We start from the raw sequence: 12261 nt of genomic DNA on the forward strand, positions 1-12261 counted from the left end.
AGTGGTTCTTCCGTGACCCGACAACTTCTATTCTTCTCAGATGAGGTGCAAAGGGGCGTAGAGTGCTACTTTCCTTCGGCTTTTTTGTCACGAGCAAGTAAATCTTGCGCTGCCAGGCGTGCATCCTTCCCTTGATACAATACTTGATAAATTTGGTCAACAATTGGCATTTCAACGTCCATGCGTTGAGAAAGCATCCACACTTCCTTCGTGTTACGGTAGCCTTCCACCACTTGGCCGATCTCTTCTTGAGCGGTGTCGACATCTTTACCTTTGCCTAGTGCCAAACCAAAACGGCGGTTACGTGATTGGTTATCGGTACAAGTCAATACAAGATCACCCAAACCAGCCATGCCCATAAAGGTCTCTGGTTGTGCGCCCAGTGCAGCGCCAAGGCGGCTCATTTCCGCAAGGCCACGTGTGATGAGTGCCGTACGTGCGTTCGCACCAAAACCAATGCCGTCAGACATACCTGCACCAATGGCGATAACGTTTTTCACGGCACCGCCAAGTTGCATGCCGATGAAGTCGTTGTTTGCGTAAACACGGAAAGTTTTACTGCAATGGATTTTTTCTTGCAGATCAGCAACGAAATCTGAGTCTGGAGAGGCAACAGAGATGGCTGTTGGCATGCCCATCGCAAGTTCTTTTGCGAAAGTAGGACCTGAAAGTACCGCGAGAGAGTAACTCTCACCAATAATGTCGAAAGCCACTTCTTTAAGTAGACGACCTGTTTCTGGTTCTAGGCCCTTGGTTGCCCAGCAAATACGAGAATCTTCACGTAGGAAAGGCTTGCAGCTATTCAGTACGATGCCAAAGACATGGCTAGGAACGACGACTAACAAGTCACGGCTTGCTTGAACGGCTTTTTCTAAATCCGATTCAATAATCAAGCTTTCAGGGAAATCAATACCAGGTAAGAATTCATGGTTGGCACGATCTGCCTCAAGGCGAGCCATGTGTGCTGGCTCATGACCCCAAAGAACCACGTTCGCACCGTTGCGAGCAAGGGAAATCGCCAAAGAAGTGCCGTATGAACCTGCGCCAATCACCGTCATTGCGATGTCTTTACCGTAAGCATTGTTGGTATTTGCTTGTGTCATGCTACCGCCTAATTGTCTTTCTACTAATAGAATCTAGTTCATAATCGCCAGATTTTACGCTCTCTAGCGGCTAGGAACTAGGATCTTTCAGAAATAAAAAATGCACATTGCATCACTGGTTAGACGCGTTGTGCATTTTCTTAAGGTATATGCCGTGTCGAATTAGAATCTACTATGACACGTCACTTACAAAACGTGAATTACGCTTCAGCTTCGCCTTGTTGAGCTTGCTGTTGTAGGTAGTTCATGAACAGCGCGTCGAAGTTAACTGGCGCTAGGTTCAGTTGAGGGAACGTACCTTTAACCACTAGGCTTGAGATAGTTTCACGAGCGTAAGGGAATAGGATGTTCGGGCAGAATGCGCCTAGGCAATGTGCTAGTTGGCCTGCTTCCATTTGCTCAGCTGTGAAGATACCACCTTGTTGAACTTCACATAGGAACGCTGTTTCTTCTTCGTTCTTTACAGTAACTGTTAGACGTAGAACTACTTCGTAAACGCCTTCACCAAGCTCACGGCTTTGAGTGTCTAGGTCTAGTTTAACGTCTGGGTTCCACTCTTTTTGGAACATTACTGGAGAGTTAGGCGCTTCAAAAGAAACGTCTTTTAGGAAGATGCGTTGAATTGCGAAGTTTTGTTGTGCGTCTTGTGGTGCTGCTTCAGCCATTTTTAAATCCTTAATAAACATTTGTTGAGCCTAGAACGATCTAAACCCAGAAATATGGTTTGTCCTGAGACTAACTGAGCAAATCTACATTGACTAGATGAAGCGCGTATTACGTGCAAAGCGTCACAACTTAGTGCTTCAACTGCTTTCTATTTGCTCAGTTTATATAAACGAGGCTTGGCAAAATTGGATTTTTACCGCGAACCTTATTTTTTACCACGTACTAGCGGTAGGTTCGCTTCGCTCCATGCAATCAAGCCATTTTTCAGTAGGCTTACGTTTTCGAAGCCTGCTTTAGCTAGTAGGTTTGCACTTTCTTGAGCAGTTTGGCCTGTTTTGCATACCACAATGATTGGGTCTGATTTACGGTTTTCAAGGCTACCAAAGTTACCAGCTTTGATATCTGACGGTAAAATGTGAAGTGCGTCGGTGATATGGCCTTGTTTGAACTCATCTTTAGAGCGGATATCGACCACAACGCCGTTTTCACGGTTCATTAGGTGAGTCAGTTGGTTTACGTTAATCTCTTTGTATGCGGCTGTCGCTGACTTCACGATGTTCATGATGAATGCGACAAGAAGACCTACCCAAACCAAAGATAGAATCATGTTCTGTTGGAAAAAATCAATGTACTCTTGCATGTCTTGAGCTCTTGCAATGTTGGCGGAAAAATAAAGCAGGAGTATAGCGGGGTTAGTCGCCTTAGGCGAGAGGGTTAAAATTTTCTAACGAATAATTGAGATCTACGCGCTTGCCTCAAGCCTTTTCTGATGTGCTATTCGTGCAATCTTAGTATCACTTCTTCCTATCAATCTAATTGGTGCAATTGACTTCACTTCTACATTGAAAAGCGCAAAATAGTTATCAACAAAAAGTTTTTCACCAAAGTATTTCGGTGGTTGTACAAAGCATCTTGAAAGTGACTATGCTTGTGAAACACGTTTGCTGACTAGGTCGGATTGCTTGCTAACTTGTAAGATAGCAACAATAAATCGCAAACATTATTTGATCTTAACCTACAGTTTTGGTTAAAAAGTGTAGTAAAATTACGCTAGTTTTGTTTCAAGGTTAGATGGAGCAATGAAGCTCTACGCCGAAAGTTACTTAAATTTGATGAGGTCATCACTATGTCTGCTAAGAAGCCATTGGCTCTAGTTATCCTTGACGGTTACGGTTACCGTGAAGACACAGCAAGTAACGCAATTGCAAATGCTAAAACACCAGTAATGGATGCACTGATTGCGAATAACCCTAACACTCTAATCTCTGCTTCAGGTATGGACGTTGGTCTTCCTGATGGTCAAATGGGTAACTCAGAAGTTGGTCATACCAACATCGGTGCAGGTCGCGTTGTATACCAAGATCTAACTCGTATCACTAAGTCTATCGCTGATGGTGAGTTTGCTGAGACAGCTGCGTTAGTTGAAGCTATCGATTCTGCAGTTGAAGCTGGTAAAGCGGTACACCTAATGGGCCTTATGTCTCCAGGTGGTGTTCACTCTCACGAAGATCACATCTACGCAGCAGTTGAAATGGCAGCCGCTCGTGGCGCTGAGAAAATTTACCTACACTGCTTCCTAGACGGCCGTGACACGCCACCACGCAGTGCTGAAAACTCACTACAGCGTTTCCAAGACCTATTTGCGAAACTAGGTAAAGGCCGTGTTGCTTCTCTCGTAGGTCGTTACTACGCAATGGACCGTGACAACAACTGGGATCGCGTTCAAGTTGCATACGATCTTCTGACTCAAGCAAAAGCTGAGTTCACAGCAGAAACAGCAGTTGCTGGTCTAGAAGCGGCTTATGCTCGTGAAGAAAACGACGAGTTTGTTAAAGCAACAGCGATCAAAGCTGAAGGCCAAGAAGATGCAATCATGCAAGATGGCGACGCTGTTATCTTCATGAACTACCGTGCTGACCGTGCACGTCAAATCACTCGTGCATTCGTTCCTGCATTTGATGGCTTCGAGCGTGCGGCGTTCCCTGCGATCAACTTCGTGATGCTGACTCAATACGCAGCTGATATCCCGCTAGCTATTGCTTTCCCACCTGCGTCTCTAGAAAACACGTACGGTGAGTGGCTATCTAAGCAAGGTCAAACTCAGCTACGTATTTCTGAAACAGAGAAATACGCACACGTTACATTCTTCTTCAACGGTGGTGTTGAGAATGAATTTGAAGGTGAAGAGCGTCAACTTGTTGCTTCTCCAAAAGTAGCAACTTACGACATGCAGCCAGAAATGAGCTCTCCAGAACTAACAGAGAAGATGGTTGCAGCGATCAAATCTGGCAAATTCGACACTATCATTTGTAACTACCCGAACGCAGATATGGTTGGTCATACTGGCGTTTACGAAGCGGCTGAGCAAGCTATCGAAGCACTAGATGAAAGCGTAGGTAAAGTGGTTGAAGCAATCAAAGAAGTTGGCGGTCAGCTACTGATCACTGCGGACCACGGTAACGCGGAAATGATGATTGACCCAACAACGGGCGGAATTCACACTGCACACACTAACCTACCTGTACCTCTAATCTACGTAGGTGACAAAGCGGTTGAGTTCAAAGAAGGCGGTAAACTGTCTGACCTTGCACCAACCATGCTTTCTCTAGCGGGTCTAGAAATTCCTGCAGAAATGTCTGGTCAAATCCTAGTTAAGTAATTAACTAAGATTCAGAATGATAAAAGCCCGAGTTCGACTCGGGCTTTTTTGTGTCTGCGATTCTGTGTTTGGTAAGGCGGTGAGTTACTAAGCTCAACAGGCCCTAATTGAACCTGCTCTATTGTACTAAGATACCAGTACCAATCACGGCTAAGGCCGCGCCAAACCAGGCAAAGCGATTTGGACGTTTCTTGGTGTAAACCCACAACAGCGGCAGCAACATGATTGGTGTTGTTGAAGAAAGCAGAGCCACCATCCCGACATTTCCCTCACGTAGGGCATAGAGAATCAACGTCATACCTACTGCCATGGCCAAGAAACCGTTTAATGCAGTGATACCAAAAACTTTCCAGGTGATAGTTTGAGTCGCACGGGCTACCTTCGCGCCAATCAACCAAAGCGCGCAATGCGCGACGAAGGCACTGATCATACGAATCGCAGAAGCGGCGACTGGATCGACACTCGTTTGCATGACTGGTTTAGCAATGATACCACCAAGCGCCTGACACATAGCGGCAGTTAAACCTAGTCCGACACCTATCCAAACATTACCTTTGATTTCTTCTAGCGTATTACTAGCTTGCCCGCGTCGGCCGTAGAAAATCGCCATCACGACACCGCTAAAAACTAAGGCTGCACCAATCAGCTCCATTCCAGTCATGCTTTCGCTAAATAGGAAGTAACCTAAAATGGCAGAGAAGACGGCATGACAAGAAAACAGCAAGCCTGCTTGGCGTGGTCCCATGCGGTTCAAGCAAGCGAATAACGCCGTATCACCAATAAAAATACCAATCAAACCGGATGCCATCATTGGCGTAATGTGTTCTGTGGTCACACTTAACCAACCTCCGGTGAACCAAGCCATACTGGATAGGATGACGGCTGTACAGCCCATACGCCATCGGCTATAGGCAAACGCACCAAGATGCTGAGCGGGAACAACAGAAATTAAGCTAGAAACAGCCCATAGGAAAGCAGCGCATAGCGCCAGCCATTCATAACCCATGATTGCGAGACATCCTTGTAGAGCAGGGTAAGGCTCTAATATGCATCAATTTATAGATATGTAAAAGAGCATCTTATCGCTAATAAAAAAGCAGCTCGTTGAGCTGCTTTTGAGGGCGCGTTACACTTTAAAGCGACTGATGTTCTCACGCATTGTATTGGCGGTATCGTACATCTGACGTGCGCCGTCACTGCTCTTAAGTGATTGTTCGGCAATCATGTCCGCATCGTCTTTGATGCCTTGCGTGTTGCGACTGATGTCTTCGCTCACCGCACGTTGCTCTTCTGCTGCGCTTGCGATTTGCATTGCCATGTCGTTGATCTCAGTGATGGAGTTGGTGATGCTGGTTAGGCTATCGTGCGCCTGCTGAGCATAATCCACGCTGGTATCCGCCAAACTGGTGCTGGTTTGCATGCTATTGACTGCCAGTTTGGTGTTGTTTTGCAGTGTTTCGATCATGGTACGGATTTCTTCCGTTGACCCATGAGTGCGTTGGCTCAATACGCGTACTTCATCAGCAACCACGGCAAAGCCACGACCTTGTTCACCAGCACGCGCGGCTTCAATTGCGGCATTGAGTGCCAACAAGTTGGTTTGCTCTGCAATTCCTTGGATGGTCGATAGGATTTGGTTGATGCTTTGCGTATTCGCTTCCAACTCAGAAATCACGTTGGCGGCATCACTGACTTGTTCTGCTAACTCGACAATCGCTTCACGGTTCTTCTGGATAACATTTTGTCCATCCATACAAGCGGATGCAGAGTTTTGTGAAGCGCTGGCAGTCAATTCTGCATGGCTTGCGACTTCTGCTGCGGTTGCTGACATCTCATGAATCGCTGTGGCAATTTGGTTAACATCGTTCTGCTGATGCTCAACGCGACCTGCCGCCATTGCTGACAGTTCATTTGCTTGATTCGCTTGCGCCGATAGTTGCTCACTGTTTTCAACGATGCCTTTTAGCATAGTTTGCATTTGTGCGAGGAATTGGTTTACATGCGTTGCAAGTTCGCCAATCTCATCCATGCGTTCAATCTTGATGCGTTGGGTTAAGTCTCCCTCTCCTTGCGATAGCTCAGAAAGCGCATCTGAGAGCGTTTGAAGTGGTTGGAGTAAGCGCGTGATGATGTAAGTGCTGATCGCTGCAATAATCAAGTACAACACGATAGAGGCAATCGCGGTGAATGTTACCTGCTCAGAGACAGAAGCAAACGCCATTTGCTTGTCTTGCACGATTCCTAAAGACCAGTCGGTATTGGGTACGTTGGCTACGTAAATTAGCTTATCACCCTGATTTGGCCATTGAATGGTATCTAACTTTGCATCGCCTGCGAGATTCATCATCACGCTGTGCGTTAATGTAGGGTTAAGTTCAGTCAGTGGTTTTTGACTTAATTTCTCATCTTTGTAAGCCACTAAGTTGTTATTGCCATCCACCAAAAATGCAAAGCCATCATTATCCAATTGGATATTCAGTACTTCTTTGATGATATCGGTTACTGCTAAGTCTGCGGCAAGAACACCACGATTGCTTTGGTTGAATGCTTTAGCGAAGCTGACAACAATGCTGCCATCAAAGTCTTGGTATGGCTCTGTAATAATTAGGCCTGACTTACTCATCGCATCTTGATACCAAGGGCGAGTTCGAGGGTCGTAATCGGCTGGCCATGATTCACTTTTATCGCCATACGCGATAGAACCATCAGAAAATCCAGCATAAACCGACAAGAACTTACCGGCACGCTTGGTAAGTAGCATCTCTCGGTCTGCATCGTCAGAGCTTGCAATAATAGCTTCGTTCGCCAGCATCATATCGCTACGAATCGAGAGCCAGTCACTAATGTAACTGTTGGTTGATTGAGAAATATTTTGAATTTCTCGGTTAAGAGTAGACGTGGTTTCTTCGCGCAATTGATTGACGGAAACCCAAGCTTGAACGCCACTAACAATGGCGATAATGACTGCAATCGCAATCTGGATTTTTAACTTAATTGTATTTCTCATTGCCTTACCTTCATAAAACAGACAAAAAGATCAACGTCACAAGTGGTGACACCAATGGGTATGAGACGATTCAAGCACGGAAAGTTACATGAAAGGCTGCAGATAATTTATCGACATATAGCCGATAAACTTAAGCTAAACAGTGTGATTTTTATTCAACATATTGTTTATAGGTATGAATTTATTGTGGTGAAATAAGAGTTAACTTGAATGCTGTTGGGCCTGTGGGGAAAGAGCAGGGGACTCTGCGGCAGATTGCACTACCGCAGAGTGTGATGATCAAAAGATAATAAGTACCGCACCATAAACGATAAAGAGCCCAATCACCCCGATGATTAAACCGACTTTCGCCATGTCTTTACTCTCAATTAAACCAGTAGAGTAGGCGAGAGAGTTTGGTGGTGTAGAGACGGGCAAAATCATACCGAGTGAAGCAGAGAACGCGACCACAACTAATAGCCCTTGCAAACCACCGATAGCAACAAGACTTGGCATGGAGGCGCCAATGGCGGCTGCGATTGGCATCAGTAAGTTCGCTGTCGCGGTATTGGACATAAAGTTCGCCATTAACCAACACACAATCGATAGTGCGATGACGACAGAGAATGGAGAAAGGGACTCATAGTCAATGGCGTGAGCTAGCGCTTCTGCCAAGCCAGTTTTGTCTAGGGCAATACCAATGGCGATACCACCGGCAACCAACCACAGCACATCCCAGTTTATTAGCTTAAGTTCTTCTTTGCCCATGATGCCCGTTAAAGTGAATACCGCGAGTGGAATAATGGCGACCACATAAGTATTCATGCCATGCACTTTAGTCGTCATCCACAGCAGGATAGTCATGGCGAAGGTGACGTAAACCACGATTGCACGCCAACTCTTCTTGAACTTGCCATCCAGACGCAGCTTCATCTCTGGTTCACTAGAAGGGAAGAGCTTTTGTAATAAGAACCAGGCCAGCGTTAGTTGCACCAAGACGAAAGGTAATCCCATCATCATCCAAGATAGGAAGTCGATGCTGTTTTCTCCGGTTAAGTATTGCAAGGCAATCGCGTTGGGCGGTGTACCGATTGGCGTTGCAATACCACCAGTATTCGCGGCAATTGGAATGCACAATACGAGGGCTTTAATGCCTAAATCGCCTTTCGGTGCCGATGCTACAATTGGGCCTAATAATGCGAGCATCATGACAGTGGTCGCCGTATTAGACATGAACATCGAGAACACGGCGGTAATCAGCATTAAGCCCAACATGATGAACTTAGGCTGAGTGCCAAACGGCTTTAGCAGTACACGAGCAAGGTTGTTATCAAGCTCGTATTTAGAGGCAGCAATAGCGAGTGCGAAGCCCCCCATGAAAAGGATGATGATAGGAGAAGAGAAAGCGGAGAAGATGTCCGTGTAAGCGATCAAGTCCCCCAAATCATGCCCCGCTGGTGGGTTACGAAATAAGTGTAAGCCTTTATCTGATATCATGATCAATTCCAGTGCGATGATAAGAATTGAAGTGGCAAAAACGGGGACAGGCTCTAAAACCCATAGCAGCGCAGCGAGAAGGAAAATCGCCAGTAGACGGTGCTGAATTAACGTGAGGTCGTCTATTGGTATAGCATCAATCGGCATCATTAAAACACCGAGCGGAATCAAAAAACACACCAGTAACTTGACCAGTGTATTCGCACTCATCTTTGGCATTGGTTGCCCCTTCAAATAATCATCCCTAACCACAGAATAATTGATTGTGCTTTTAGGGTCTTAGAGGCAAGTATGAGTTTGAAAAAGTGAGACTAAATTTCGAACAGAGTTTTGCTTTTCGTCAATAAAAAAGCCCCCGCGAGCGGAGGCCTTTAAAATCATTTTGTACGGAAGCCTTACTGCTGGTGCGCGTAAGGTGTACCCATTACTGTTGGTTTACCGTTTTCCATGCTCTCATCGAATGTGATGGCATCTTTAGCGAATAGGTTGATAACCGTTGAGCCAAGCTTGAAGCGGCCCATTTCTTCACCTTTTTTCAAGATAACGGCTTTGTTACCTTCTGCAGGGTAATCCCATTTGTAAACAGTATTACCGCGTGGTGGCGTAACAGTGCCAGCCCATACTTGCTCAATGCTGCCTACGATGGTTGCACCAACCAGTACTTGTGCCATTGGACCAAACGTAGTATCGAAGATACACACTACGCGCTCGTTACGTGCGAATAGGTTTGGTACGTTTTCTGCCGTTAGTGGGTTTACCGAGAACAGGTCGCCAGGTACATAAATCATCTGACGCAGCGTGCCGTCACATGGCATGTGTACACGGTGGTAATCACGAGGTGAGAGGTATAGCGTTGCAAAAGTACCATCTTGGAACTCTTCCGCTAGTGTCTCATCACCGCCAAGCAGTTCTTGAGCTGAGAAGTTATGACCTTTTGCTTGAATCAGTTGGCCGTCTTCAATTGGGCCAAACTGGCTAACACAAGCATCCGCTGGGTGAGTGATCACCGCTTCACCTTCTGCGATTGGACGTGCGCCTTCTTTTAGCTCACGTACAAAGAACTCGTTGAACGTTTTGAAGTGTTTTGGATCGGAGTGTTTCGCCTCATCCATGTTCACATTGTATTGTTTGATAAACCAACGAATGATTGTTGTTGTTAGACCGCCAGCTTTAGCTGAAGCCAGTTTACCCACTAGACGCGTTAGGCCGTGTTGCGGGATCCAGTACTGCAGTCCAACTTTAATCTTGTCCATCTTTAATTCCGATACTTCTGTTAGATTCTCGCTTTAGGGCGCGTGATGTTACTGAAATTTCATCTGCTTGTCAGTATTAGGTGATGTTTTCTTACACAGTTGCAGTCCTAACTCAGTTACAGATCCGCTTTCTTGCTGCGTGAGTACTGACGGTTGGCTTTGTTTTCGCCCATGCTTTCTAGGATGCGATGGTAGTTTTCAAAGCGAACTTTGCTCACATCACCTTTCTCTACAGCTTCACGCAGTATGCAGCCTGGATCGTCGTTGTGCTTACAGTCACGGAACTTACAGCCACCAAGATAAGGGCGGAATTCAACAAATGCTTTGGTGACCTCTTCCGCTTCTAAGTGCCAAAGGCCAAATTCACGAACCCCAGGAGAGTCAATGAGTTCACCGCCCGTGGGAATATGGTATAGACGTGCCGCGGTCGTTGTATGTTGACCGAGCCCAGAGTTCTCAGAGACTTCGCCTTCTTCCACTTCTTGCTCAAGCTCTGGCATTAGAGCATTCACAAGGCTGGATTTACCAACACCTGATTGGCCAACGAAGATATTGATTCGGTCGCCTAGCAAGGCTTCAAGTTCATTAATGCCTTCGCCCGATTTCTTGCTCACAAGTAGAACTTTGTAACCAATGCGTTGGTATTCTTCCAACCAACTTTCATAAGTTGCACGCTCTTCGTCTGACAACAGATCGATTTTGTTCAGAACCAGCAATGGCGCAATGTTAAGTGTCTCTGAAGCAACCAAGTAGCGGTCAATAATGTTCAATGACAGTTCCGGTAGAACCGAAGACACAATGATCATTTGATCAATATTTGCGGCCACAGGTTTTAAGCCATCGTAGTAATCTGGACGAGTAAGTACCGATGTACGAGGTTCTACTGCTTCTACAACACCTGAGATACCAGCCATGGATTCTAAACCTTCACGCCACAACACGCGGTCACCCGACACTAGGGATTCAATGCCGCGACGAAGGTTGCAACGTTGAACTTCACCCGTCTCAAGATCTTCGATGTCAGCATGTTGGCCGAAGCGAGTAATGACCAAGCCTTGCTTACTTGCGCCAAGCATGTGCTCATCCCATTGGATTGAGTCTTCTTGCTTTTTTAGGCGCTTTTGTTGGTTGCTGCGTACGCGTCGCACCTGACCTTTGGTTAACTTTTTCTTTTTTGCCACAATTCTGTACTTAGTGTGAGTTCGCTCAAGTGATTGAACCAACAAAGGGTTCAAGCGAGTGAGTATCGTGTTTCAAGTATTTTCAGGTATAGTACCTCTTTTATCGATAAACAAATAGGCGGCGTAACCATGTCCTTTAGCGATCAAAACCTAATTTGGGTTGATTTAGAGATGACGGGCCTTGATCCTGAAACGCATAAAATCATTGAAATTGCTTCTATCGTTACCGATAGCGAGCTGAACATTTTGGCTGAAGGGCCGGTACTCGCTGTTCATCAACCAGAAGAAGAGCTGGCTAAGATGGATGACTGGTGTACCAATACGCACACATCAAGCGGCTTGGTTGAGCGCGTCCGTAATAGTGATATTTCAGAGCAAGATGCTGTTGTACAAACCATCGAATTCCTAGAAAAATGGGTTCCAAAGGGTGTCTCACCAATTTGTGGTAACAGTATTGGTCAAGATCGCCGTTTCTTGTACAAACACATGCCAGAGCTCGAAGAATATTTCCATTATCGTTACCTAGACGTGAGTACGCTTAAAGAGTTAACTCGTCGCTGGCAACCTGAAGTGTTAAATGGCTTCTCTAAGCAAGGTACACACTTAGCGTTAGACGACATCCGTGAGTCGATTGCTGAGCTAAAGTACTACCGCGAAACGATCTTTAAGATCTAACTGTTAAGGCTGCGATCCAAATTGTTGTATTTCGTGAACGTTTTGCTTGCTTTTTCGTCGGTCAGTAAAAAAATAAAGTTTTTTTGAACGAAGGACTTGCATCACAAAAAAATGCTCTTATAATTCGCAGCCCTGAACGACGGAAACGTTGTTGATGCGACACTAGCTCAGTTGGTAGAGCGCAACCTTGCCAAGGTTGAGGTCACGAGTTCGAACCTCGTGTGTCGCTCCAGTTTGAAGG

10 protein-coding genes and 1 tRNA gene are annotated in these 12261 nt (G+C 45.8%); 3 read left to right on the forward strand and 8 right to left on the reverse strand.

Annotation, left to right across the window (positions count from 1 at the left end):
- Positions 1–65: 65 nt before the first annotated feature.
- The 3 genes from gpsA to VJL_RS22200 all read right to left on the reverse strand — a co-directional run bounded on the left by gpsA (position 66) and on the right by VJL_RS22200 (position 2409).
- Entirely contained in the window at positions 66–1103 is a 1038-nt protein-coding gene (gpsA, locus tag VJL_RS22190; RefSeq protein ID WP_038881493.1) for an NAD(P)H-dependent glycerol-3-phosphate dehydrogenase, read from the reverse strand.
- Between the two features lie 200 nt (positions 1104–1303).
- Complete coding sequence (secB, locus tag VJL_RS22195; RefSeq protein WP_005530940.1) at positions 1304–1768, reverse strand: protein-export chaperone SecB; 465 nt, start codon at positions 1766–1768, stop codon at positions 1304–1306.
- 206 nt (positions 1769–1974) lie between these two features.
- Complete coding sequence (locus VJL_RS22200) at positions 1975–2409, reverse strand: rhodanese-like domain-containing protein (protein ID WP_038871024.1); 435 nt, start codon at positions 2407–2409, stop codon at positions 1975–1977.
- Positions 2410–2895: 486 nt separating this feature from the next.
- On the opposite strand from VJL_RS22200, the gene gpmM reads away from it, so the two are divergent.
- On the forward strand, positions 2896–4428 hold the full coding sequence (gene gpmM / locus VJL_RS22205) for a 2,3-bisphosphoglycerate-independent phosphoglycerate mutase (protein ID WP_038871026.1): 1533 nt from the start codon (positions 2896–2898) through the stop codon (positions 4426–4428).
- A 118-nt stretch (positions 4429–4546) separates the two neighbouring features.
- On the opposite strand, the gene VJL_RS22210 is transcribed toward gpmM, so the two are convergent.
- The 5 genes from VJL_RS22210 to rsgA all read right to left on the reverse strand — a co-directional run bounded on the left by VJL_RS22210 (position 4547) and on the right by rsgA (position 11345).
- Positions 4547–5434 (reverse strand): DMT family transporter, encoded by an 888-nt coding sequence (locus tag VJL_RS22210; protein ID WP_038871028.1) that lies wholly within the window; start codon positions 5432–5434, stop codon positions 4547–4549.
- 120 nt (positions 5435–5554) lie between these two features.
- Positions 5555–7435 carry a methyl-accepting chemotaxis protein gene (locus tag VJL_RS22215; RefSeq protein ID WP_038881494.1) on the reverse strand — a complete coding sequence of 627 codons (1881 nt, stop codon included), beginning with the start codon at positions 7433–7435 and terminating at the stop codon, positions 5555–5557.
- Between the two features lie 279 nt (positions 7436–7714).
- Entirely contained in the window at positions 7715–9130 is a 1416-nt protein-coding gene (locus VJL_RS22220; protein WP_038871033.1) for an SLC13 family permease, read from the reverse strand.
- A 176-nt stretch (positions 9131–9306) separates the two neighbouring features.
- The gene (asd, locus tag VJL_RS22225) at positions 9307–10164 is read right to left on the reverse strand and encodes an archaetidylserine decarboxylase (RefSeq protein WP_038881495.1); all 858 of its coding nucleotides are present in this window, start codon (positions 10162–10164) and stop codon (positions 9307–9309) included.
- A gap of 116 nt (positions 10165–10280) precedes the next feature.
- Positions 10281–11345, reverse strand: a complete 1065-nt coding sequence (gene rsgA / locus VJL_RS22230) for a small ribosomal subunit biogenesis GTPase RsgA (protein WP_038881497.1) — start codon at positions 11343–11345, stop codon at positions 10281–10283.
- A gap of 129 nt (positions 11346–11474) precedes the next feature.
- Here rsgA and orn point away from each other — a divergent pair, with 129 nt between their 5' ends.
- Positions 11475–12020 (forward strand): oligoribonuclease, encoded by a 546-nt coding sequence (gene orn, locus VJL_RS22235; protein WP_038874099.1) that lies wholly within the window; start codon positions 11475–11477, stop codon positions 12018–12020.
- A gap of 156 nt (positions 12021–12176) precedes the next feature.
- Positions 12177–12252: transfer RNA gene (locus VJL_RS22240), tRNA-Gly, on the forward strand.
- Positions 12253–12261: the final 9 nt, after the last annotated feature.

This window comes from Vibrio jasicida CAIM 1864 = LMG 25398, assembly GCF_000400365.1.
GTDB lineage: Bacteria > Pseudomonadota > Gammaproteobacteria > Enterobacterales > Vibrionaceae > Vibrio > Vibrio jasicida.